20 protein-coding genes are annotated in these 24,677 nt (G+C 62.2%); 12 read left to right on the forward strand and 8 right to left on the reverse strand.

Going from position 1 to position 24,677, the window contains the following annotated elements; genetic code table 11:
• Positions 1-67: 67 nt before the first annotated feature.
• Positions 68-391 carry a hypothetical protein gene (locus B5G20_RS01750; protein WP_087354407.1) on the reverse strand — a complete coding sequence of 108 codons (324 nt, stop codon included), beginning with the start codon at positions 389-391 and terminating at the stop codon, positions 68-70.
• A gap of 203 nt (positions 392-594) precedes the next feature.
• On the opposite strand from B5G20_RS01750, the gene B5G20_RS01755 reads away from it, so the two are divergent.
• Positions 595-2,433 (forward strand): adenine deaminase C-terminal domain-containing protein, encoded by a 1,839-nt coding sequence (locus B5G20_RS01755; RefSeq protein WP_087354409.1) that lies wholly within the window; start codon positions 595-597, stop codon positions 2,431-2,433.
• A 325-nt stretch (positions 2,434-2,758) separates the two neighbouring features.
• Here B5G20_RS01755 and B5G20_RS01760 read toward each other — a convergent pair whose 3' ends face one another.
• From B5G20_RS01760 to B5G20_RS01770, 3 genes are all read right to left on the reverse strand, one after another.
• The gene (locus tag B5G20_RS01760) at positions 2,759-3,577 is read right to left on the reverse strand and encodes a Cof-type HAD-IIB family hydrolase (RefSeq protein WP_087354411.1); all 819 of its coding nucleotides are present in this window, start codon (positions 3,575-3,577) and stop codon (positions 2,759-2,761) included.
• 182 nt (positions 3,578-3,759) lie between these two features.
• Positions 3,760-5,124, reverse strand: a complete 1,365-nt coding sequence (locus B5G20_RS01765; RefSeq protein ID WP_087354620.1) for a citrate synthase — start codon at positions 5,122-5,124, stop codon at positions 3,760-3,762.
• A 213-nt stretch (positions 5,125-5,337) separates the two neighbouring features.
• Positions 5,338-5,625, reverse strand: a complete 288-nt coding sequence (locus B5G20_RS01770; protein ID WP_087354413.1) for an ACT domain-containing protein — start codon at positions 5,623-5,625, stop codon at positions 5,338-5,340.
• 298 nt (positions 5,626-5,923) lie between these two features.
• On the opposite strand from B5G20_RS01770, the gene rpmE reads away from it, so the two are divergent.
• The 9 genes from rpmE (at position 5,924) to B5G20_RS01815 (ending at position 17,079) form a co-directional block, all read left to right on the forward strand.
• Positions 5,924-6,370 (forward strand): 50S ribosomal protein L31, encoded by a 447-nt coding sequence (gene rpmE / locus B5G20_RS01775; RefSeq protein ID WP_087354415.1) that lies wholly within the window; start codon positions 5,924-5,926, stop codon positions 6,368-6,370.
• Between the two features lie 767 nt (positions 6,371-7,137).
• Entirely contained in the window at positions 7,138-7,470 is a 333-nt protein-coding gene (locus B5G20_RS01780) for a PTS lactose/cellobiose transporter subunit IIA (protein ID WP_087354416.1), read from the forward strand.
• A 44-nt stretch (positions 7,471-7,514) separates the two neighbouring features.
• Positions 7,515-7,814 carry a PTS sugar transporter subunit IIB gene (locus tag B5G20_RS01785; protein WP_087354417.1) on the forward strand — a complete coding sequence of 100 codons (300 nt, stop codon included), beginning with the start codon at positions 7,515-7,517 and terminating at the stop codon, positions 7,812-7,814.
• A gap of 46 nt (positions 7,815-7,860) precedes the next feature.
• Positions 7,861-8,430, forward strand: a complete 570-nt coding sequence (locus B5G20_RS01790) for a hypothetical protein (RefSeq protein ID WP_087354418.1) — start codon at positions 7,861-7,863, stop codon at positions 8,428-8,430.
• Positions 8,431-8,446: 16 nt separating this feature from the next.
• Positions 8,447-9,796 carry a PTS cellobiose transporter subunit IIC gene (gene celB, locus B5G20_RS01795; protein ID WP_204207615.1) on the forward strand — a complete coding sequence of 450 codons (1,350 nt, stop codon included), beginning with the start codon at positions 8,447-8,449 and terminating at the stop codon, positions 9,794-9,796.
• 178 nt (positions 9,797-9,974) lie between these two features.
• Positions 9,975-11,405, forward strand: coding sequence for a 6-phospho-beta-glucosidase (locus B5G20_RS01800; protein ID WP_087354419.1), 1,431 nt, complete (start codon positions 9,975-9,977; stop codon positions 11,403-11,405).
• Between the two features lie 423 nt (positions 11,406-11,828).
• Positions 11,829-14,762 carry a preprotein translocase subunit SecA gene (gene secA, locus B5G20_RS01805; protein WP_087354420.1) on the forward strand — a complete coding sequence of 978 codons (2,934 nt, stop codon included), beginning with the start codon at positions 11,829-11,831 and terminating at the stop codon, positions 14,760-14,762.
• 6 nt (positions 14,763-14,768) lie between these two features.
• Positions 14,769-15,905: a peptide chain release factor 2 gene (prfB, locus tag B5G20_RS01810; protein WP_087354421.1), complete on the forward strand. Its 1,137-nt coding sequence runs from the start codon at positions 14,769-14,771 to the stop codon at positions 15,903-15,905.
• A gap of 286 nt (positions 15,906-16,191) precedes the next feature.
• Entirely contained in the window at positions 16,192-17,079 is an 888-nt protein-coding gene (locus B5G20_RS01815) for a YitT family protein (RefSeq protein WP_087354422.1), read from the forward strand.
• Between the two features lie 169 nt (positions 17,080-17,248).
• Here B5G20_RS01815 and B5G20_RS01820 read toward each other — a convergent pair whose 3' ends face one another.
• The 3 genes from B5G20_RS01820 to B5G20_RS01830 form a co-directional block, all read right to left on the reverse strand.
• Positions 17,249-17,644, reverse strand: coding sequence for a hypothetical protein (locus B5G20_RS01820; protein ID WP_087354423.1), 396 nt, complete (start codon positions 17,642-17,644; stop codon positions 17,249-17,251).
• A gap of 228 nt (positions 17,645-17,872) precedes the next feature.
• A complete protein-coding gene (locus B5G20_RS01825; RefSeq protein ID WP_087354425.1) occupies positions 17,873-18,412 on the reverse strand; it encodes a hypothetical protein in 540 nt (179 codons plus the stop codon).
• Positions 18,413-18,422: 10 nt separating this feature from the next.
• Entirely contained in the window at positions 18,423-20,882 is a 2,460-nt protein-coding gene (locus B5G20_RS01830; RefSeq protein ID WP_087354427.1) for a glycoside hydrolase domain-containing protein, read from the reverse strand.
• 143 nt (positions 20,883-21,025) lie between these two features.
• On the opposite strand from B5G20_RS01830, the gene B5G20_RS10095 reads away from it, so the two are divergent.
• Together B5G20_RS10095 and B5G20_RS01840 are read left to right on the forward strand one after the other, a co-directional pair.
• The gene (locus tag B5G20_RS10095) at positions 21,026-21,772 is read left to right on the forward strand and encodes a hypothetical protein (RefSeq protein WP_143750191.1); all 747 of its coding nucleotides are present in this window, start codon (positions 21,026-21,028) and stop codon (positions 21,770-21,772) included.
• 100 nt (positions 21,773-21,872) lie between these two features.
• Positions 21,873-23,195, forward strand: a complete 1,323-nt coding sequence (locus tag B5G20_RS01840; protein WP_158094360.1) for a PQQ-binding-like beta-propeller repeat protein — start codon at positions 21,873-21,875, stop codon at positions 23,193-23,195.
• Between the two features lie 321 nt (positions 23,196-23,516).
• Here B5G20_RS01840 and B5G20_RS01845 read toward each other — a convergent pair whose 3' ends face one another.
• A complete protein-coding gene (locus tag B5G20_RS01845; protein ID WP_143750192.1) occupies positions 23,517-24,098 on the reverse strand; it encodes a hypothetical protein in 582 nt (193 codons plus the stop codon).
• Positions 24,099-24,677 lie beyond the last annotated feature (579 nt).

Here is a 24,677-nt window from a genome sequence, read left to right on the forward strand (position 1 = left end):
GAAAGGCGGGTCCGCTTTCCCGAGGCTGAGGAAAGCGGACCCGCCTTTGTTGTATGCCGTGCGGGGCTTACTTGCCGCGCAGGAGCGTGGCCACTTTGAGGGCCGAGCCGAGCTGTCGCTCGAGCGCGAGGTAGGCGTCGGCGGGGGAGAGGGTGCCGTCCTCGGCCACGCGCACGATGGGCGAGGGGATGACGCGCTCGGCGTAGACGTTAAAGATCGAGCGGTTGAACGAGTCAAACCCCTCCGACCAGAGGATGGGGCAGGGCGCAAGGTCGGCCAGGCGCACCGACTGGCGCGCGGCGAGCGGGTGGTCGGAGGTCATGCCAATGCCGGTGGGCAGGTTGCCGATGTTCACGCAGTCGGTGTCGGGCGCGCTGAACTCGCCGATCATGGAGTGAGAAAAGGGGGACGGGTGCGTTTTTCTCACTGGTGGGGGGAGACGCGCCTGTCTTCTTCTCCATGAGCGCTCTGCCCGAGGGCGCATTTCTCGGCCCGCCTCGGACCGGCAGGCGGGGGAGTGGGTACCATGTAGCCAACGAGTTTGAGGTGTGACAGATACGCGCGCGGTGCAGCGCCGCGGGGAGGGAGTGCGATATGGTAGCAGCGGCAAACGACACGGTGGCGGGGCTCCAGGGCCTTATCGATGCGGCGGAGGGGCGCGTGCCCGCTGACACGCTCTTTGTGAACGCGCAGATCGTGGACGTGTACGGCCAGCGCGTGGCGCCCGGCCGCGTGGCCGTAAAGGACGGTGTCATCGTGGGCGTGCTCTTTGACGACCGCGATGCCGACGTGCCCGACTACCCGGCTACGACCGTCGTCAACTGCGCGGGGCGCTTCCTCGCGCCCGGCTTTATCGACGGGCACCTCCACATCGAGTCGAGCAACATCCGCCCGGCGGAGTACGCGCGCATGGCGCTCGCGCGCGGCACCACCACGGCCATCGCCGACAGCCACGAGATCGTCAACGTCGCGGGGCTCACGGGCCTCTCCTTTATGATGGCCGACGCCCGCCGCGCGCCGCTCTCCATCAAGTTCATGATGCCCTCGTGCGTGCCCGCGCTGCCCGACGAGCAGGCTGGGGCAGACGTTACGGCGGCGGACATGCGCGCCTTTATGGACGAGCACCCGGGCGAGGTCTTCGGTCTCGGCGAGATGATGAACACCCCGGGCGTCTTTGCGGCGGACGAGGAGACCTGTGCGCGCATCGACACTGCGCGCCAGACGGTATCGGGCCTGGTGGACGGGCATGCGCCGCTCGTGGCGGGGCGCGATCTTAACGCCTACGCTGCCGCAGGCGTTATTGCCGACCACGAGTGCACCAACCCCGCCGAGGCGCTCGACAAGCTCTCGCGCGGGATGTTCATCATGCTCCGCGAGGGTACCTGCAGCCACGACCTCGCGCAGCTGGCGCCGCTCGTTTTGGAAAATCCCGCCCGCGCGCGGCGCTGCTGCTTTGCGACGGACGACCGTGCGCCCTCCGACGCGCTCCAGATGGGCATGATCGACAACGCCTGCCGCATGGCGGTTGCCGCGGGAATCGACCCGGTGGTAGCCGTGAGCATGGGCACGCTTTCTACGGCCGAGTGCTTTGGGCTCGATCACGGCCCGGCCGACGCGCTCGAGCGCCGCGGCGCCATCGCGCCGGGCAAGCGCGCCGATTTGCTCATCTTGGACGACCTCACTTTTGCCGAGGCACCGCACCAGGTCTATGCGGCCGGCGCGCTCGTGGCCGAGGACGGCCGTTTTGTGGGTGAGGTCGCGCCGGCGGACGAGCAGGTGGCCGAGCTCGAGCAGGCGCTCCGCGGCTCGGTCCAGCTGCCCGAGCTTTCGACTGAGGTCTTTAGCTATGCGTTCCGCCCGGGCGAGGCGGTGATCGATGTGGTGCCCGGCAACGCCATCACCGGGTGCGTGCGTCCCGAGACCGACGACGGCCTGCGGCGCATCATGCTCATCGAGCGGCACGGGCGCGCCGTCGCCGCGCAGCAGGCAGGCGCTGATGGCGACGGCGCGGCAGGTACGGGGCTTGTGGGCAGGCACATCGGTCGCGGCTGGGTGCGCGGTTTTACCATCGAGGGTGGCGCGATCGCCTCAACGGTGGGACACGATTCGCACAACGTGTGTGTGGTGGGCGACAACCCATGCGACATGCAGGTGGCAGTTGAGGCGCTCGGCGAGGGCGGCTTTGTGCTTGCGCGGGGCGGCGAGGTTGTAGCCCGGCTCGACCTGCCGCTCGGCGGCCTTATGAGCGACCGGCCGGCAGGCGAGGTGGCGGCCGAACACGACGCCTTTATCGCTGCGGCGCGCGCTGCGGGTATCGAGCCGCCGCTCGACCCTGTGATGGGGATGATCTTCTTGCCGCTGCCCGTAATCCCTGCGCTCCGCATCCGCCCCGAGGGGATGTTCGACACGGTGCGCTACGAGTACGCGAGCTAGGGAGACACTGATCGAATCATTCCGCGCCCGTCCCGCCGTGCGTCAGTGCCGCCGGTGCGTCCCCGCGGGTGTGTGTGGGCGGTACCCGGCGAGGGTTGTTCCCGCCTCGGAGAGCCGATCGCGCCTTGAGAAGTGCGAATTGCGGGCCTTTCAGATAACTCGATGCCCGATGTGAGTGCATCTTTCAAGACCCTTGAGTAGCACTCTACTACGCTAAAGCGCTCAACTGGGGCTTCTTCGGTCATAATCGCTCGAAACGACGGGTGCTACTCGACGTTTCCAAAAGATACACTCACATCGGGGGTCGAGTTTTTTGCACGTCCGCCTACGCGCCCGCCAGACGCGTCATGATGAAGCGCCCAACGCCCGCCTCGTCGTTCGTCGCGCAGACCGCGTCGGCTGCGGCGCGGACCTCGGGCTCGGCGTTGGCCATGGCTACACCGCATCCGGCCGCCTCGAGCATCGAGAGGTCGTTGATGCTGTCACCAAAGGCAACAGAGTCGGCAACGTCCTCGCCTACGTGCGCGCAGAGCCAGGTGAGCGCCGTGCCCTTGGTGGCTGCGGCGTCCGATACCTCGAGATTCATGGGGAGCGACCGCACGATGGCGATTCCCTCAACCTCGCTCAGGCCACAGAGCAGCGCGTCGCGGTCGGCCGGGTCGCGCCAGAGGTAGGTGACGCGATCGGCATCGTCGCGCGATTCGATGAGCGTGCGCAGGCTCTCGTCCACCGGGGTGCGCATGGCGCGCATCGCCGCGAGGAGCGCGGGGTCATCCACAAAACGGCCGAGCTCGCCGAGTGCGGAGCGGAGCGAATAGCACCGGCCGTCGGCAAAAACATCAAAGAGCACGTCGCGGCCCTGGGCAATCTCCCAGAGATGTAGGAGCCGCGCGCGGTCGAGCGGCACGCGGTGCAAGAGCTTGCCCGTTTTGGCCTCGTAGACGCTCGCGCCGTTGGCGCAAACCGCCCAGCGCACGGCCGGGTGCGCGAGGATATGTGGGTCGAGGCCCGAGAACGCGCGCCCCGTACAGGGCACAAAACTCCCGCCCGCCTCGGAGAGCGCATCGAGTGCGGCCCAGTTCTCGGCCGGAACCGTTTTGGCAGACGAGAGGAACGTCCCGTCCATGTCGGAGAAAAAGATCACGTGCGCCTCCCGTATTCACCTGAGTTCACGCGCCCCAGCATAGCAGAGCCGTCCCGCCAGGCGTGGGCCCTTGTCGCGTGGGTCGTGTGTGGCCCGATGGTGCAACTCGACCCCATCCCCAGATGACTCAGGCTCGCACGGAATGGGTCAGATGGAGCACGTCCCCAAATGACCCACATGGCCTATCGGTCGGCGATGGGCACGTAGGTCACGTCGTCCATCACGGCGTTGTACGCCGGTCGGATGATGCGGTGCGCACCGTAGAGTTCCTCCATGCGGTGCGCGGCCCAGCCAGCCATGCGCGCCACGGCAAAGAGCGGGGTGTAGAGGGTCTCGGGCACGCCGAGGATGCTGTAGATAAACCCGGTGTAGAGGTCGATATTCGCGCAGATGGGCTTCTTGATGCCGCGCTCGCGGCGCATCACCTCGGGCGCGATCCGCTCAATCCGCTCAATGAGCGTAAACTCCTCGCCCAGGCCCTTCTCGTCGGCGAGCGAGCGGGCGTAGCGCTTGCAGATCTGTGCGCGCGGATCGGAGAGCGTGTAGATGGCATGGCCCATTCCGTAGATGAGGCCCGAGCCGTCAAACGCCTCGCCGCGCAGAATCTGTGCGAGATAGGCGGCGACCTCCTCGTCGTCGTCCCAATGGGCCACGTGCTCGCGGATATCGGCGTGCATCTGCGTCACCTTGGCGTTGGCGCCGCCGTGGCGCGGCCCCTTGAGCGAGCCGATGGCCCCGGCGTAGGCCGAGTACGCATCGGTGCCCGAACTCGAGAGCACGCGGCAGGTAAACGTGGAGTTGTTACCGCCGCCGTGCTCGGCGTGGAGCATGAGCATGACGTCGAGGAGCATGGCCTCCTGGTGGGTGTAGTCGTCTCCGCCGCGGAGCACCTCGAGGATGGCCTCGGCCATCGACGACGACGCGTTGGGCGCGGGCACCTGCACGCGCACCCCGCTCGACTCCGCCTCGTGCGTGATGTGTGCGATGGCGGCCAGCCGCGGGAGCCTCGCCAGAAGCGAGAGCGCCACGTCGACCTCGTGCGGCGCGGAGGTGTCGTCGGGCGTCTCGTCAAAGGCGTAGAGCAGAAGCACCGCGCGCTGCAGCACGTTCATGATGCTCGACGACTGCGTGGGGATGGGGAACTCGGCCACGTACTCGTCCTCGAGCAGACGCAGGTTGCCAATGCGCGCGCCGATGCTCTCGAGCTCGGCGTCGTTGGGGAGGTTTCCTGTGATGAGCAGGTAGGCGAGCTCCTCATAGCCAAAGCGGTCCTCGGCGTGGGCGCTGTCGATGATGTCGGCGATGTCGTAGCCGCGGATGGTGAGCTTGCCCTCGTCGGGGATAAACCGCCCGTCCTCCTTGCGGTAGCCGTGCACGTCGGAGATGCGCGTGAGGCCCGCCACCACGCCCGAGCCGTCCTCGTTGCGAAGCCCGCGCTTGACGTCGTGCTCGCGGTAGAGCGCCTCGTCGTAGGGCTCCATGGAGGCGCCGGAGTAGAGGCGCGTCGACGCCGGCGAGATGCGGCGCGACTTGGCAAAGTTCTGCATGTGGCGCTGGTAGATGGAGCTGTGCTGGTAGCGGTGGTCGATCACGGGTGCCTCCTTTGCGCGCGAGTTGTGAGGACGGGTGGTGCTATGGCATGAGGGCCGCCGGGAGGCGACCCTCGGGGTGTCGGTTATCGGCGCCGGCGGCTACGGGTGTCGCGTGACGGTTTTGCCGCCGGGCACGTGCCGGATGGCGCGGTGTTGCAGGCGGTGCGGTTACAGGCGGTACATAAAGTTGAAGACGTCCTCGCGCTGCATCTGCACCGAGACGCCGATCTTCTCGCCCGCGGCGGTGAGCTCCTCCTGCAGGGCGGGGAAGTCGAGCGTGGCGGCCGAGGTGTCGGCGATCATGGTCATAGTAAAGATGTCATCCACGACGCTCTGGGTGATGTCGCGGATGTCCACCGAGGCGTCGGCGAGCACGCTCGTGATGGCGGCAAGGATGCCGGGGCGGTTCTTGCCGAGCACGGTGATGACGACGCGGGTGGGGGAGAGCTCTGCCATGGGGAACCTTTCTGTTGGGCGCGCCGCGTTTGCGGGAGCCGGAATGCGACGGAGTTTACCCATTCTACCGGTTGCGTAAGCGCCAGACAAAGCCGTGCAACAAATGGAAACGCAGGGAGCGGGGCTAAAGCCGGGTCCAGCACCGTCACTCGCGCGTGGCGGTAGCGTGATGATTTGATGCCTGCGTACCCGGGCAGCGCGGCTGTGCTATCCTAAACCGGTTGTGTTTTTACCTTGGTCGGAAACCAAGGCACCTTACCGTTCTGGTCGGAAACCAGAACACGAAAGGAGTCCCTGCATGAAGCCCAACATCCATCCTGAGTACATGGAGTGCACGGTGCGCTGCTCCTGCGGCAACACCTTTGTGACCCGTGCGACCGTGCCCGAGATTCGCGTCGAGCTCTGCAACGAGTGCCATCCGTTCTACACGGGCCAGCAGAAGTTCGTCGATACCGGTGGACGCGTCCAGCGTTTCGCCGACAAGTTCGGTGGCGCCGCTCAGGCCGCCCTCGAGCGCGAGGCCGCCAAGAAGGCCGAGCGTCAGAAGGCCGCCGAGGAGGCCGCTGCCAAGAAGGCCGCCGAGCGCGAGGCCAAGGCTGCCGAGAAGGCCAAGCGTGCCGCTGAGTACGAGAAGAAGGCCGCTGCTGAGGCCGCCAAGAAGGCCGCCGAGGCTCCTGCGGAGGAGGCCGCTCCGGCCGAGGCTCCCGCTGAGGACGCCGCCGAGACCGAGGCTGCCGCCGAGTAGCCTCGCCCGCATCGAGCGAGTCCGCGCCCCGCACCCTCACCGGTGCGGGGCGTTTTTTGTGCGCGGTCGACTGGGGGCGGCGTGCGTGGCCACCTCGTCCGACGCAGTCGCCGTGCCGGCAGGTGCCCCATCGCGTGCACAGCGCCGCCCCTGGCCCGGTGGACGGAACGCCCGCTCCCTAGTTGCCTCGGCGCGTGCGTGGTGCCGCCGTTGTCGCCGGTCGCCCGCTACCTCCCAAGCAACCTTCCTATATCTACCTGCACCTTCCGCACACAGCAGGCAAAATGGCATAGCTTACTAGACGGTAAGCTGCAATTTGTCAAGAGAAAACGGCCAAAGAAACACCATAGACCGTTCATCGAAAACAAGCAGTTTTACTTTACACTGCAAAAACAGTGTTTACGCAGGAAAACGGCACTTGAATGCCGTCGTCTTTACATACCGTTCACGGATTTGCGCAACCTGCGCGCGTCTGATTACGTAGACTTTTACAAGCGAGGGCCGAGCTGTGCCAAGGTGATTCCGTGCACGCATTCAAGCACGGAAAAAGCCAGCAAAATGGCAGGAAGAACCGGCCCCCGGGGAGACTATCCCGCCCGTATGTAGGCTGCGTAAAATGGTCTACGTTTTTAGGCGGGGAGGTTTGCCGAAGCAAGCGAGGTGCACGCGAACAACGCGGCTCGTGCCGCAACCTTCGCAGGGAGTCCGGCGTTGCGCTCGCTTCGGGATAGCGCAGGAACGCGAGGTAACAGGAAGGAGATGGAAGTATGGCTGAAGAGGACACCAGCATGGAGATGATCTCGTTCGGTATCGTCGCCTCGGCCGGCGCGGCGCGTAGCCTCGCCATGGAGGCTATCAAGACGGCGCGCGAGGGGGATATCGCCGCCGCTCGCGAGATGCTCGCTGAGTCGCGCAAGGCGGGCCTCGAGGCGCACGACGAGCAGACCAAGCTGCTGTCGCGCGAGGCTGGTGGCGACCACGTCACCGTCGACGTGCTGCTCGTGCACTCGCAGGATCACCTTATGACTGCGATGCTCTGCCAGGATCTGGCAGAGGAGATGATCAACCTCTACGAGATGGTTGAGACCCAGTCGAAGTAGCCCACGCCATTGGCTACCGACGGGTAGGAAAAGGAGGAGTTACCATGAAAGTTCTTCTTGTGTGCGCTGCGGGCATGTCCACCAGCATGCTGATGAAGAAGATGGAGGACTACGCCAAGGACAACAACATCGACCTCACGATCGATGCCATGAGCGTTGACGCCATGAAGGACCCCAAGGATGCCGGTTACCAGTGCGTCCTCATGGGGCCGCAGGTCTCGTACCTCAAGGCCAAGGTCGAGAAGAAGGCCCAGGGCCTGCCGATCGACGTTATCCCGATGGCCAACTACGGCCGTCAGAACTGCCCCGCCATCGTCGAGCAGATCGAGAACCTGATCGGCTAAGGGCAGCTTAGGCCTTTGTACGGTGTAGACGACGGAAAGGGACAACGTGTCTAAGAAACAGGAGCGGAAGAAGCGTCGCGCGCGCGTCGCACAGAGCGGTGCCGCGCGGAGTGCGCGCCTGCAGGGGCACACGGAGGACGCCAATGAACGCTATCGCAGCGAGTACGCCGTTCGCGGCGCCCGTTCCAACCGGTTCATGCTCGTGCGCTACCTCTCGGCGCTGATCTTCTTCCTCAACATCTCCTGGCTCACGATCTTGTTCGTCGCGCGCTCGTGGGGAATCGTGGTTCCGCTCGTCGGCTTCGCGGCGTCTGGCGTAGCGCTCATCGAGTGCATGGTCAGCGTCTCGCGCGACCATGAGCGGCTCAAGTACGCCGAGGTGTTCTATCCCGCCTCAGCGGTGATGTACGTGCTCGCCGCCGTGATCACCCTCGTTGCTGGCAAGGACCTCATCTTCCCGTTCCTCTCCGAGGGCATCTACGGTGTTGCCCTGTGCGTCTTCTGCATCGCTGTGGAAGCCATCGTGTACCGGCGCCTCTGGAAGATCCGCCACCACACGGACAAGCGCTACGCGCGCTATGCCCAGGTTTCCGCAGACGCAGCACAATCGTCCTGAAAGGATGTGAACAGCTTTGTTTGAATTTCTTGAGAAGTACCTGATGGGCCCGATGACCAAGCTGGCTCAGTTCCGCATGGTCCGCGCCATCACCCAGGCCGGTATGTCCACGATCGGCATCACCATCATCGGCTCGATGTTCCTCGTCGTGAACGTTCTCCCGCAGGCTTTCCCGGTGCTGGCCCCCATCTGGGCGGTTTCCTTCGACCAAATCACCAACATCTACATGCTGGCCAACTACGCCACGATCAGCTCGATGGCCATCTACTTCATCATCGCGGTCGCGTTTGAGTATGCGAACATCCTCGCCGAGGAGGACGAGATCGCCATCAAGCCGCTCAACGCCGTCCAGCTCGCCCTCTTCTCGTTCATGATGCTCGTTCCGCAGCTCGGGATCGTCGACGGCGTCATCGCGCTCCTGAACGACCCCGAGGCCGCCCTTATCAACGGCCTCTCCGTGGGCACCGGCACCCTCGCGCGTTTCGGCTCCTCGGCGCTCTTCGTGACCTTCATCGTCGCGTGGTACTCCGTGCGCCTCTACGCGCTCTGCGTGCAGAAGCACATCGTCATCAAGCTCCCCGACGTCGTGCCCGCCGGCGTGGCGAACTCCTTCACCTCGCTCGTGCCGGCCTTCTTCGTGGCGATCGTCACCATGCTCATCCAGGGCATCCTGCTTGCCTTCGGTACGAACATCTTCGACATCATGTCCATCCCCTTCGGCTTCATCACCTACATCTGCGACACGCTGCCCGGCCTGATCGTCATCATGCTCCTCATCCACCTGCTCTGGTCGGTGGGTATCCACGGCGCCTCGATCATCGGCTCCTTCTACGGCTCAATCGCGCTCGCGAACCTCGCCGAGAACGCGGCCGGTGGTCACATGTTCCTCGCTGGCGACCCGTTCAACCCGTTCGTGTACGCCGGTGGTTCGGGCGCTACGCTCGGCCTCGCCTTCATGCTCTGCTTCTTGGCTAAGTCCGAGCAGCTCAAGGCCATCGGCAAGGCCGAGATCGTCCCGGCTCTCTTCAACATCAACGAGCCCATCCTCTTCGGTCTGCCGATCGTGTACAACCCCAACATGATCATCCCGTTCGTCGCCGCGCCGACCGTCTGCGTCATCCTGGCTTACTTTGAGTTCCAGGTCGGCCTCATTCCGCCGATCATCGCAAACGCTCCGTGGTGCACCCCTGGCCCGCTGAACGCGTTCCTGGGCACGGGCGGCAGCATCGTCGCCGCGGGCGTCTCCGTGGTGAACATCCTCGTCGCTGCTGCGATCTGGTTCCCGTTCTTTAAGCGCTACGACAACAAGCTCTACGGCGAGGAGCAGGCCAAGCTCGCTGCCGAGCTCGAGGCTGCCGAGGCTTAATGCGACTCCCTGCTAGCTGTTGCCGCGCCTGGTAACGGGCCGAGCACGGCAACGGAACCCGTGGCGGTTCGGCCCGAGAGAGGGTCGGCCGCCACGGGCTTTTTGGTATCTGCGCGCTGGAGTGCGGACGGCCCTTGGGGGCATGCGCCCGCGCCGGCGCGGTCGAGGAAGGATTCCCATGCCATTCAAAGACGGTTTTCTGTGGGGCGGCGCCGTTGCGGCGCATCAGCTCGAGGGCGGCTACGACGAGGGCGGCAAGGGCCTCTCGGTCATGGACGTGGCCACCAAGGGAGGCCCGCACACGCGCCGGCGCTACACCGGCGACATCATCCCCGGCGAGAGCTATCCCAACCACGAGGCCATCGACTTCTATCATCGCTATCACGGCGACATCGAGCTCTTTGCCGAGATGGGCTTCAAGTGCTTCCGCACCTCCATCGCCTGGAGCCGGATCTTTCCCGAGGGCGACGAGCTTGAGCCCAACGAGGAGGGCCTAAAGTTCTACGACGACCTCTTTGACGACCTGCTGGCCCACGGCATCGAGCCCGTCATCACGCTCTCGCACTTTGAGATGCCGCTCATGCTCACCAAGCGCTACGGCGGCTGGCGCAGCCGCAAGCTCATCGAGTTCTTTGTGCGCTTTGCCAAGGTCTGCTTTGAGCGCTATCGCGACAAGGTCAAGTACTGGATGACCTTCAACGAGATCAACAACCAGACCAACTACCGCGACTCGTGGTCGCTGCTCACCAACTCGGGCATCATCGTCGAGGAGGGCGAGGACTCCGAGAAGCTCATGTACCAGAGCGTGCACTACGAGCTCGTGGCGAGCGCGCTGGCCGTGGAGGAGGGCAAGAAGATCAACCCCGACTTTAAGATCGGCTGCATGATCGCCATGACGCCCATCTACCCGGCCACCTGCAAGCCCGAGGACGTCTTCATGGCGCACCGCGCCATGGAGCGCCGCTTCTTCTTTGCCACGGTGCACGCGCGCGGCTACTACCCCGAGAACATCACCGCGCTGTGGCGCCGCCGCGGCTGGGAGCTCGACATCACCGACGACGACCTCGAGGCGCTCGCCGCCGGCACCGTCGACTACATCGGCTTCTCGTACTACATGTCGTTCTGCACCAAGTGGAACGGCAAAGACGAGTCGTTTGATTACGATGAGTCGCGCGACCTGGTGCGCAACAAGTACGTCAAGGCGAGCGACTGGGGCTGGCAGATCGACCCGGTGGGCCTGCGCTACGCGCTCAGCTGGTTTACCGATATGTACCACCTGCCGCTCTTTATCGTCGAGAACGGCCTGGGCGCCTACGACAAGGTGGAGAAGGACGGCTCGATCCACGACGACTACCGCATCGACTACTTCCGCGACCACATCGCGCAGATGAAGAAGGCCGTGGAGGAGGACGGCGTGGACCTCATCGGCTATACGCCGTGGGGCTGCATCGATCTGGTGAGCGCCTCGACCGGCGAGATGGATAAGCGCTACGGCTTTATCTACGTCGATAAGAACAACAAGGACGAGGGCACGCTCGAGCGCAGCCGCAAGGACTCGTTCTACTGGTACAAGAAGGTCATCGAGACCAACGGTGAGGATCTCGCGTAGGCGCGGTCGTTCTGCTTGCCGTGTGTGAGAGCCACCCCGGTCCGTACCGCGTGCGGGCCGGGGTGGCTCATTTGGGGACGGGGTTTGAGTCACATGAGTCTTGCCTTCTAGCTCTCGTGTGGGCATCGTCTGGACACCCGGCTATGCGGTAGGGCCCGTTCAGGATTTCTCTGGAGCGATTTCCTGGGCTGAGTGGTGCTGCGCCCCTCAAGCTGCAGAACGCGAAGATGAGCCCCAGAGTAATCCCGAACGGGCCCTACCGCATAGCAGCTGGGAACCAGCGAGCGCATGCACGATGGTTTCTCCGTGCGTACACGCAACCTGCGCAAACCGGTCCGCGCAAAGGGATAGAGTATCTTCGTCTGACTCTGACCGTAGGCGGGCAAGAGGGCCCGACCGACCGCAATACGAAAAGGACCACCCATGGGTTTCATGACCAAGCTGCTCTCCATCGGCTCGGACAAGGATATTAAGCGTTACCGCAAGATCGCGGACAAGATCAACGACCTCGAGCCCACGTACCGAGCGATGACCGACGAGGAGCTTGCGCACCAGACCGAGCTCTTCCGCGAGCGCTACGCCGCCGGTGAGTCGCTCGACAGTATGCTCCCCGAGGCCTTTGCCACGGTGCGCGAGGCGTCGCGCCGCACGACCGGGCTTCGGCACTTCGACGTGCAGCTCATCGGCGGCATGGCGCTGCACGAGGGGCAGATCGCCGAGATGAAGACCGGCGAGGGCAAGACGCTCGTCTCCACGCTCGCCGGCTACCTCAACGCCATCGCCGGCAAGGGCGTGCACGTGGTGACCGTCAACGACTACCTCGCCAAGCGCGACTCCGAGTGGATGGGCCGCATCTACCGCTTCCTCGGCATGACGGTTGGCCTTCTGCAGAACGGCATGCCGCTCGACCAGAAGCGCCCCGCCTACGCGGCGGACGTCACCTACGGCACCAACGCGGAGTTTGGCTTCGACTACCTGCGCGACAACATGGTCATGCGCGCCGAGCAGCGCGTCCAGCGCGGGCATGCCTACGCTATCGTCGACGAGGTCGACTCGATCTTGATCGACGAGGCGCGCACCCCGCTTATCATCTCCGGCGCCGGCACCCGCTCGGCGAGCACCTACCGCGACTTTGCCCATGCGGTGCGCGGCCTCAAGCGCGCCGAGGAGATCCAGCCCGACCCGCTCTCCATGGAGCCCATGCCCGAGCCCGACGGCGACTTTGTGATGGACGAGGCCAAGCACACCATCGCCGCGACCGAGCAGGGCCTGAAGAAGATTGAGAAGCGCCTTGGCGTGGACGACATCTACGCCGACCTTTCCGGTCAGATGGCCAACCACCTCCAGCAGGCTCTCAAGGCCCAGTACATGTTCCATCTGAACAAGCAGTACGTCATCGTGAACGGCGAGGTCAAGATCGTCGACGAGTTCACGGGCCGCATCATGGAGGGCAGGCGCTACTCCGAGGGCCTGCACCAGGCCATCGAGGCCAAGCACGGCCTCATGGTGCGCGAGGAGAACCAGACGCTCGCGACCATCACCCTGCAGAACTACTTCCGCCTCTACGACAAGCTCTCGGGCATGACGGGTACCGCCATGACCGAGGATGCCGAGTTCCGCGAGATCTACAAGCTGCCCGTCCAGGTGATTCCGCCCAACAAGGAGTCCCAGCGCGTCGACCACGACGACCTCATCTACCGCACCATCGACGCCAAGTTCCGTGCGGTGGTGGAGGACGTGGCCGAGCGTCACGCCGAGGGACAGCCCGTGCTCGTGGGCACCGTGTCCATCGAGAGCTCCGAGCGCCTCTCGCGCTTGCTCGACAAGCGCGGTATCGAGCATGAGGTCTTGAACGCCAAGTACCACGAGCGCGAGGCGCAGATCGTGGCGCAGGCGGGCCGCCTGGGCGCGGTCACCATCGCCACCAACATGGCCGGCCGTGGTACGGACATCTTGCTCGGCGGCAACCCCGAGGCGCTTGCCGACGAGGCGACGCGCGCCTATGACTTTGGCATCGACCCTGCCGTGCTCGACCGCGTGCTCGCGCTTTCCGACCACGGCGTGATCGACCCCGAGCAGCTCGCCGACGCCGGCGTGGAGGTCGAGCCGGACGTGCTCGCACGCATCGCCGAGGTCTACGAGACCGAGCTCGCGCGCGCTCGCGAGGTGTGCGACCGCGAGCACCAGCAGGTGGTGGGTCTCGGCGGCCTCTGCGTCATCGGCACCGAGCGCCATGAGTCCCGTCGTATAGACAACCAGCTCCGCGGCCGCTCCGGCCGTCAGGGCGACCCCGGTGAGACGCAGTTCTACCTGTCGCTCGAAGATGACCTCATGCGCCTCTTCGGCGGCGAGCGCATGGACAAGATTTCGAATCTCATGCAAAAGGCAGAGATGGACGACATGCCCATCCAGGCCAAACTCGTCTCCAAGGCTGTCGAGGGCGCCCAGCGCAAGGTTGAGAACATCAACTTCTCGATGCGTAAGAACGTGCTCGAGTACGACGACGTTATGAACAAGCAGCGCCAGGTGATCTATGCCGAGCGCAACAAGATCCTCGACGGCAAGGACCTTACTGCGCACATCAACGAGGTCATGACCGATACCGTGGAGCGCTGCGTGCGCGAGTTCTGCCCCGAGGACGCTCGCGACGGTGAGCGCGACCTAGAGGGGCTTCACAAGTGGCTCGTGGAGCTCACCGGCCGCCCCGATGCACCGCGCTTTGCCGACGAGCCCGCGGCGCAGCTTAACGAGGATGTGCTTGCGTTTGTGAAGCGCTGCTACGACGAGCGCTGCGAGCGCCTGGGCGACGAGCTCATGCAGAACCTCAACCGCCAGGTGATGCTCCGCGTGATCGACACCCGCTGGATGACCTACCTGCAGGAGATGGACTACCTCAAGCAGGGCATAGGACTGCGCAGCTTTGGCCAGCGCGACCCGCTCGTGGAGTACAAGAGCGAGGCCTTTGCCGCGTTCCGCACGCTCGTGGACACCATGTACGAGGACTACCTGCGCACGGTGCTGCGCATTGAGGTGCGCCGTGCCCCGCAGGCCGCGGTGGAGCAGCCCTCGGAGGACGGCGCGCTCGCCGGCGCAACCTACTCCGGCCCGACGGAGGTCGACGGCGCGCAGGCCGCCGCTGCCTCCACCCTGCGCCAGCAGGCCGCCGCGATGGCGGCGGGCGCGGGTGCCGGGGCTGGCGCTGCGGCTGGTGCTGGTGCTGGGGCGGGTGCGGGCTCCACGGTGCGCACCTACGTTAAGGCCGAGAGCGGCGACCCGTACGCCAACGTGGGCCGCAACGACCTCTGCCCCTGCGGGAGCGGCAAGAAGTTTAAGTACTGCCACGGCAGGAACCGGTAGGCGCGCATGGCAGAGAACGCAGAGAACCAGGTGGTGACGGCCGACGAGCTCGACGCCCTCGAGGCTCGGCTCGCCGAAGTGGAGACCTACCTGCACTTGGACGAGAAGCGCGGCCGTGTGACGGAGCTCGAGCGCGAGAGCGCCGCCCCCGGGTTTTGGGACGATGCGGAGGCCGCGCGCCGCACGATGGCCGAGCTCTCCTCGGCCCGGAGCGACGTGGAGGCCGTCGACCGGGCGCGCGAGGAGCTCGCCGACGCCCGCACGGCGCTTGGGTTTGCCGCCGAGACGGACGGGGAGGAGGCCGCGGAGTTTGGCGCCGAGGCCACCGAGCTTGCCCGCGGGCTCACCAAGACGGTGGACGAGCTTGAGCTCTCGAGCTGGTTTACCGGGGAGTTTGACCACGGCGATGCCATCGTGACCATCAAGCCCGGTCAGGGCGGCTTGGAGGCCCAGGACTGGACCTTCATGCTCTTTAAGATGTACATGCGTTACTGCGCGCGCCGCGGCTGGAAGGTCACCGTTAACGACTGCCCGGCAGCGGAGGTCATCGGCATCGACCGTGCGACCTTTACCGTAGAGGGCAAGGACGCCTTCGGCATGCTTCGCGCCGAGGCCGGCGTGCACCGTCTGGTGCGCATCAGCCCCACCGACGCCAAGAAGCGCCGCCAGACGACCTTTGCCGGCGTTGAGGTCATCCCCGTGCTGCCGGACGACATCGACATCGAGATCGCCCCGGACGACATCCGCGTGGACGTGTACCACGCGAGCGGTCCCGGCGGCCAGGGCGTTAACACCACCGACTCGGCTGTGCGCGTAACGCACCTGCCCACGGGCATTGTGGTGACGTGCCAAAACGAGCGCTCGCAGATTCAGAACAAGGCAGCGTGCATGGCGATTTTAAAGGCGCGTCTGTATGAGCTGGAGTTGCAGAAGCGCGAGGAGGCTCTGGACGAGATCCGCGGCCCCAAGACCGAGATCGGCTTTGGCAACCAGATTCGCAGCTACGTGCTCTATCCCTACCAGATGGTCAAAGACCTGCGCACCGGCGTGGAGACGGGCAACGTGGACGACGTGCTCGAGGAGGGCAACCTCGACCCGTTTGTCATCGGGTATCACCGGTGGGCCACGGGAAACGCTTCCTAACCCGCCCGGCGCGCTGAGGCACGCCACCTCGGCCTTCAATCGTCGGTCGCCGCACGCAAGGCGTGCTCCCTCCTCTTTCAGGCCGATCTGGCACACCTCAGTGTGCCGTACGTCGTGGTCGATGGGTCATTTGGGGACGTGTTCCGTTTGACCCATTTTTCGGTGGGGGGTGGGACCAAGTGCCTGCCCCCATTGTCACGTGCTACAATGCAACCCGCAAATTCACATCTACCATGCGCCTGTTCAGGTTCGGCGGCCAGTGGCCGTGCGCAGGAGAGGACGGGGCATGGCAACCCGTGGCATCGCTCGACTCATACGCTCGCAATTTGTGCACGACCTCCCGCTCGTCATCTTTGGCTGTGCGGTCGCAGCGCTTGCCACCGACATGTTCCTCATCCCCAGCGGTCTTGCCGCGGGCGGCGTAACGGGTATCGCCACCATCATCAACGAGCTCGCCGCGCGCCAGGGCATCAACCTCCCCGTTGGTATTCAGACGATCGTGATGAACGCTGCGATCATGCTTCTCGTGGTGCGCTCGGGCGGGATGATGTACGCCGTCCAGACGGCCACGGGCTTTGTGCTCTACGGCTTCTTCACCGACCTCTTTGCCCCCTTTGTGGTGCCGCTCGGGCACTCGGAGCTGCTGGTCCCGGCTCTCTGGGGCGGCATCATCCTGGGGTTGGGTCTCGGGCTCTCCTTCCGCTGCGGGGTTTCCACCGGCGGGTCCGACACCGTGGCGCAGATCATCGCCCGTCGCTTCTCGTTGCCGCTCGGCACCACCGTCATGGTGATCGACTGCCTCATCTGCGCAGCTTCGGCGCCGGTGTTCTCGGTCGACAACGCCCTCGCCGCCGCGCTCTCTATGGTGGTGACGGGCATCGTGGTCGACCGGGTGGTCGACGGCGGCAACACGCAGCGCGCGGCCTTTATCATCTCGGAGCATTACGAAGAGATCTCGCACGACGTGCTCCACGGGCTCGACCGCGGCGTGACGCGCATCCAAGCGCGCGGCGAGTGGACGGGGGAGGAGCGCCCGATGCTCTTCGTCATCCTCGATAAGCGCGAGATCCAGCTGCTCAAGGCCGTGGTGGCCGAGCGCGACCCGCGTGCCATCATGGTCATCACCGACGTAAACGAGGCCCTGGGCGAGGGCTTCAAGGAGCTGGGTGCGTAGGAGGCCGCGCGGTTTGGGCCGTTCGCTGGCCAAGCCTTGCAAGCTTAGGGAAACTTAGAACTACTTAGAACTACTTAGAACTACTTAGAACTACTTAGAACTACTCAGAAGCGCGCCATCATTACGCTAGTGACGCAGGGCAAAGTCCAGCCCGTTGTTCGGGGTGCCCCTACCGCCTGGTGCGTACCCAATACACCCCGGAGAGGCCGAGGGTGATGCTAAAGGCCAGCGTGCACACGTGGCCGAGCAGCATGCCGGAGGCAAGGTAGAACACGAGGAGGACAACCGAGAGCACCGCAAGCACCTCAGCTACCGCCGGCCGCATGCGCTCTGGGAGCCGGCTGACCACCAGTACGGCGAGGATGAGGGCGAGCGCAGCGCCGAACAGGTTCGTGGCGAGAATCGCCCCAAGGTCATACGCCTCGTTGGGTGGCTGAAAGTACCAGCCGGTCCACCGTGCCGCCACGGGCTCGGTGGCATAGGGCACGGCAAGGCAGGCGTACCCCCAAGAAAGCGCGATGGCAAGCGTCTGGGCGATGCGTACAAGCGGGGTCGGGAGTTTCATGGCGCGCCTCCATTCAGCCAACTTGCCCTAGGTTTACCCGCCCGAGCTCGGGCTATGCGGATGGAAACTATAGTTTTCGCCTCTGCTGGAGGTCTTATGAACCGCCTCCCATCCCTCGGACACGGAAATAGAGGTCCGAGGGATGGGAGGCTTTTCGCGTCCGTCGACCGGGGGCAAATTCACCTCAAGTGACTCAGCGCGTAACGCTGTCACCTCCGCGGCCGCGCTCTATCGCGCCTTCCAATAGGCGTCCACGAGCTCGTGGTACAGAGGCGAGTCGTAGGGGAGGTCGAGTTTGCGGCAGACGATGGGTCCCATGTCCTCGTAGATGACGGGATCAGTGCTCAGCCCGATAAGCGTGCCAACGTAGTGCTGCCCGTTGTACTCAAAGTTTCGACTTTCGACCATGGGATCAGAGGCGACGCTCAGCAACGTGATGAGCCCGAACGCGGCTATCGCGGCTAGCCACAAGGCCCCTCTCCGCACCACACGTCCTGCACTCGGGCGGACGCCATTGGCCGAGCGCCCCGTTGCGATGATGGTGCGCGCCAGCATAAACGCAGTCATCCAGCCGGGCATGTAGATTGTTATGGTGCGGAAGAACATCGTTCCGCAGTAACCCCCAGCATCAACGACGGCGCTGAGGCAGAGCCCGAGCACAAAGATGCCGCCGAATCCCAAGACAGCTGCGGGAAGACGCGACTCGTTGAGGAACGGCATCGTTATCGCCGAGAGGCCGATGCAGAGTAGAAACGCGAGCCAGAGCACGGAGAGCCTCCTATCCCAGCTCAACCAGCAGATAGTTTGCCAACGCCCGGCAGCAAGCAAGATGCATGGCGTCCGGGCTCAGCCCGGCGAACTGGCTCAGTAATCCACTAGGGGCGCTCTCAAGGTCACCATGCATCTTATCGTATAGTCCGAGCGTAAGCTCGTCGATTGAACTTCCTACGCTCATATCCGAGAGCAGTGTTGAGAATCGGTTGAGATACATCTTGGTGTTCCCGTAGTACAGCGTAAGGCTCGAGGATATTGGGTGTCCTGAATTTACCTGGCCGGATAGTGCCAGACTGGCGATGCTGATTGCGTCAGCATCCGTGTATAGGTCTGGACAGTTGCATGCTGAGGAACCCTGCACCGCGCCGATAATGGTGTCGGCGGCATATTGGAACGCTCCCATATCAGATGGATTGCCAAGCGATGCATAGGCTGAGGCAAAGCCAGTTGCAAGGTCGCCGCCCCATCCGGTCCAGTAGTTTGGGACAGCTCCCGTTGGGGCATAGCCCTCTACAACTGCCATGAGATGACAGTAATCGATGCGACCCACGAGCGCAGGATCTGTGAAGAGTGGGCTTGTTTCGCCAAGTATCGATTGGAAATATTCGTGGAGAGAAGCATGATTGAGTTTCATGAACGCAATGAAACCTTGGTTAATTGGGGCAAGAAGTGATATTGCCCAAGCTGTTGATCCATATCGAGGGGCTCTAAGATAGTTGGTGGTGCCAAGAGCGAGCTCGCTTTGCGTTGGCGTTCTTTGGTTTGCAGACTGGAAGTATTCGACATAACAATTCTCGAGTTCTTCAACATGAGGGATGGTGTCGACAATCTGCAGAGCTCCAACAAGGCTATCTTTCTGCGGCTGAACGTAGTAGGGAGTGTAGCTTGATTGGCCTGTATCGCGCCCCTTTTCGATGCCTTTGTCTACGCCAAACGATCCATCACTTGCGCTAAGTGTGTATTCGAGTATCTGATCGAATGCCCAGTTTTCAGGGAGCGGATAACCGAGATTTCCGCTGTATCCCGTTGACATGTCAGCGATAAAACTATTCACCGCGAGGTCTTGAGCCATGATAATGCCGCAGGTATTCCGTGCGCTATAGATACCGATAGCATAGGGTGAACCATAGGACTTGAAGAAGTTGTTTATGCCGCTAAAGTGCGGAACGACCTTGTTGAAGACCTCTCCCTCCATGTAGTCGTAATCAACAGCAAAATAGATGGTGGACCCCATGGGTATGCCAACGTCCATGGCTGCCAACAAGGCTTTCTGCGCATCGGAGAATCCTCTGCTGTAGCTAAAGTAATCAGAGAGGTCTTCGTGTGTTTGCCACCAATCGGTGTCATCTTGGAAGATGCAGAAGTAGCGCATGCCTCCTGAGATGATTCGCTCCATCTCTTCGCGCGTCAGAAACTTGTCGTGTCGAGACGCTCCTGAGCCCGCCGCTCCCGTAAGATAGCGCCCTACGATGCTATATCCGTCATTGCGGAGTGCGGTGACCTTTGCGGTGCTAAGTTGGGTGGCGCTGTCGCACGAGGAGCCGTTGCGCTGTTGGTTTCCTGTGCTAACCAAGAGGGCCATCCATTCGTCGAGACCAAGAATGTCTCTGACGGGAAGAGCGTAGTCGCTTTGAAATGTATGGAGGGCGCTCAGCATTTCATTGCTGAATGAACCGGTGAACTGCCCGGGAGCGTATCGGTTGATGGCTGAGCCTCGATACCGATCGATTCCATTGCAGTAGAGTGTATACTGCGCGAGCTCGGTAAATCTGGTCATTTGGGCACTTGAATAGGGCTTGTTCCCGTAGCCATACTGTTGCGTTCCAGTGTTGAGGTCCGGGCACCATGTTCGGGTTGTTGGTCCGAACGTACCGTTGGCAGTTCCAACGGGTAGCCCCTCTTCCGCTTGGAGGGCGTAGATGAAGGCCTTGGAGGTGGAGCGCCCCACCACCCCGTCAGCGGCGCAGATATCCGTGTACTCAAGGTAGAGGTGATTAAGCGTGCGCTGGATGTAGCGAACGCGTGCGTCTCCACCGGCAATGAGCTTGTACTCATCGACGCCGCATGCGGCTTTCATCTGCCTGCCGGTGGCCGTCGTTGAGGACTGGCTGCTGTCAAGCCCTGCGTCACCTTGGATTTCGAGGAGGGCATTTTGCGTTGTTAGGCCGAAGTGCCCGTCGCATGTGCCGGAATCGTAGCCTTTTCCCTGCAAGGCGTATTGAAGGATTCTCACCCTATTGTTTTCTTCTCCGCTTGACAGGGGCGTCGCATCGCATTGCGCATAGGTCTGCTCGCCGAAGACGCCGGTGATTGTTGAGAGTCCAAGCTCGATTTGAAGCGCCGAAACGAGTGAGGCGGAAAATGCGCTTCCCGGTTTGCCGTTCTCCTCAACAGGAATGTATCCAGACCGGTTTGCATAAGTTGCGTTGAGCCATTGCTGAGCCTCGAGAACGATGTCCGACATGAGGGCCTCCTTCTAGGCTAAAGCCGCTTGCCGACCAAAGTATACCGTTTAAAAAGTATATTAATAAATAAAGTACACAATACAATATATTAATAGAGAAAGGAGGGTTTGGACGGAAGGGGTGCGTAGAAAGGATCGATACTATGGATAGCAAGGGATTGTTCACGTCAATAGCAAAGAGCTTGGCTCAAAAGGTTTTCGTAGCGATTGTGATCTGTGCCGTGGGGATTGTTTTGGCTCCCCATAACGCATTTGCATCATCAGCGACCCAGCAAGGCGATAGCGCGACTATCAATGGGTATACCGTGAAGACTTACAGTACTGCGCAAACAAATCCCACCTGGTTTACTGCGTCAACGAATATTTGGAGTTCGAAACAGGCGTCGCCTGGAGCATTGCGAGCAAAGGCACAGCTTAGGGTTGGCATTTCTACGCCCTATGATCTTACCGTTGCAACCGATTGGGCTTATAACAAATCGGCAAACGTTGTGGCTGGAGCTACTGCCACTCATAGATTTACAAGCAATCCCGGATGGGGCGGAATTCAGGCAACAGGCACCGGGGGAATTTATATCAGCGGGTGGCATGACTTTTATGCTGGTACGGCAACCGCGTGGATAGATAGTAGGTCGGCATCGATTAGCGCGCTCAAAGAGCGTGCCTCGGAACGAATTGATTCCGCTACCGGTGAGATATATCTCCGTGCGATGGGCGAGTCGGGCAAGATGGGCTATGTCAAAAAAGGCGAGGAAAGCGTCACTGAGTACATGTCCCCTCAAGAGGTACTAAACTTTATAGGGGAAACTAACGGGGTGGTTCATATTAACCTCTACGACGAGGATCTCAAAACGGTCATCGATACGTATCCTGTTTCGTTCACGCTTTGCTGACGCGTTGGGGGTCGGAATGAAATGTGTCGACAGGCGAATCGTCTTAGAGCTGGTTGCTGGTTTATCTTGCCTGTCCTTGGCCGGCTGTGTTTCGGATGAGATGGGCTTGCAACAGGAGACCATGGGTTCCGGCCCCGAGCAATGGGATAACCAGGCAACGTGGGGTAATCTTGATTTGGCGTGGAGCGCCCTGCTGCTGAGGGAGCCTGGCGTCGATACGTCGGCGGACGAGGAGCCGCTCTCGGAGATGGCGCTCGGCATCATCATCAGGACGAGCAACCTTGCAACCTGGGGCCAAAACGTGCTGGTGGGTGCGGGCGGCGCTCTGCTGATGTTCGATACTGCCATCGGCGACGTCCTCGACCGTTTTGAGCTGAGCGCTCAAGACACGAACTCTCCCATGGGCGACGTGGCGGCAGTGGCCGTAGATGGGGATACGGCCTATCTTGCGACGTCCGGTGGATACTTTGTCTCGATTGATCTTGCGAGCAAGAAGCAACTTTGGGCGCAGCTCGTCTGTCCTGCGCGGCAGACGGGCTGGCTTGCGCAGGATGTAGATGGCACATACGAGGACCTTCCGGGGGCGTGGCTCTGTCCTAACGTGGTGGTGCATGACGGCGCGCTGGTTACCGGTTTCTCGAGCTATCAGATGGAAAACGCCTCGACGCTCGTGTGCGTTGAGGCGGCAACCGGTGCGGTCCGCTGGACTCGGCAGCTCGAGGGTAGGCTCGACACAGCCGGCGGGCTCGGTTACCCCGTGGCGGTGGAGGCGGGCATCCTGCTGCCCATGCCAGATGGCTCCGGCCTTGGTCTGCTGAGCTGGCAGGCGGGGGAGACCCTGGACCTCCTCCAGACGGGCAGCGAGATCTACATGGGCCTCACCATGAGCGAGGGAGGCGCCCTGCCGTGCTATTTCCAATCCAAGCTCGGAACGCTCTACAGGGTTGAGGTGGAGAAGGGGTCGCTCGTGGCCTCGAGTGCCCAAGACGCTTGCACGGACGCTACAAAGCGCGTCCCTTCGGGTGCGCGACCCCTTCTGGTTGGCGACCGGGTGCTGGTGAACGCTGCGACGCAGGACGAGGACGCCCCGCGGTTTGAAGGCGATTACGATCCGTCGCGCGGGGAGTGCGTGACGTTCGACGCACGTACGCTTGAGGTGTTGGAGCGTCACGATGCTCCGGAAATCGAATCCACTCCGGTGCTCGTTGGCGACGATGCGTATTACCTCGGGCGGGCGGGGATATATCGCGCCTCGGTTGCCGACGGGGTGCTCGGTGAGCCGGAGTTGGTCTTTGACGAGGAGGGCCGCGACCGCGACGTGTGGGATCAGCAGCTACTTGCTGCAGACGACATGTTGTATTTCGTGGGCGGCCCCTACGGCGAGCGACGCCTATTTGCGGTTGGGCGGGTGGGTGGCGCCTAGGGCACGGGTCGAGGGCGTTGCGCGTCCTATGGAAAGCAGACGTTACCCAATTGGCGGCCAACAACAACTGTCCCTCGGCTGATAGTGAAGACTGAGAGACAGTTGACGAGCCGCTCGCAGCCGCATCGTTACCGTAACAAGGAGACGAGTCCAAAACTACGCACCCTTTAGCGTTGCGATAGAGGATGCAATGCCTTCACAATGTACTTTATTGCGTTTTGTGATGTTCAACCTAGGTGCGCGTGTGATTTTGTGAACTGCGGGCGGGGCAGAGACACTACTAAGAGATGTCCCTGCCCGCATTATGAGCGCTGATGTGACTTATCCTACGAGGAACGTTCCGATAACCGTGGTTCCGTCTTGTTCGTAGACGGGGATGGAGCGGGCTAAGCTCGTTCGCGCATTATCCAAAGCATCTGCGAACTGCTCCTCGGTAATGGAAAGTTCCATGAACTGGGTGTTTGTTGCCGAAAGCTGCTCTATACTATGTGTCGGATCGGGCGTTTCGCTCATGATGGCTATCATCGCTGACGCCTCTGCTGCTGTTACGTTGCTTTGCCCGGTTATGGCGTTAAGCTCTCGAGCAAGGGCATTCGATAGCTCATCGTTGCGCGTTTCCATAAGCTGTACGGCCTCTTCTGGATTAGCAGCTGGTGCTTCTGCTGCATGAAGCTCGTCACGTTTGACGTACCCCTCTTTGCCGTTTGTTGCTACCACCAGGATTAGATTCGGTTCCTCCTCATAGTCGAACATGCTGGCGGAGCCGAACGTCATACCCTTTGAATTTACTTCACTGCGGGATGCGGCATCTGCTGGCGTTTGCGGCAGGACGAATGTTGTAAAACAAATACCGAGTGCTACGACAAATACTCCAAGAAGACACGCAAGGCTACGTTTTCTCATGTTGTCATCCCCTTTTATCATGTCTCGCTACCTAACAGTTTGGGCAGGTGAACGGCCGCTGGAGAACGTAGTGTAGCCTGTCCCATTCCAGTATGCTCCTGCGCCCTGCGAGTACCAGCTAGTTCCGGTGGAAACTGAGTTGGCACGTGCATGGAAAAACAGCCAGTTATAGCCATTGAGCGTGCTCCAAGAGTATTGCCATCCTCCGTCGCGGTATAGGGCGCCATTGGATGTGAACAGCCGGGGGTTTGCCCCCATTTCTCCAGCCGAAGTCGTCTGAGCGCTTCTAATGGCTTGAGACGCATCCGCCATGTTGGAAGTGGTATAGATGTTTGAGTAAGCAACAAACGATTTTGATCCACTACTGGCTGTGGTGTTTGACCCGCTTGCTGATCCGGCAAACACCGGAAGCGGGCTCATTAACAAGAGCACTACCGCAAGGGCCATACTGGCAATCCGCCGCTTTTGTAACGTCATTGGTCTTCCTCTGTCGGCATGTGTAATAATACCGGCCGGCCCGGCCGGCAAATATATTATAAGCAGTAAGCAATATAATATGTTGTTAACAACATAATACTA

Source organism: Collinsella sp. An7 (assembly GCF_002159335.1).
GTDB lineage: Bacteria > Actinomycetota > Coriobacteriia > Coriobacteriales > Coriobacteriaceae > Coprousia.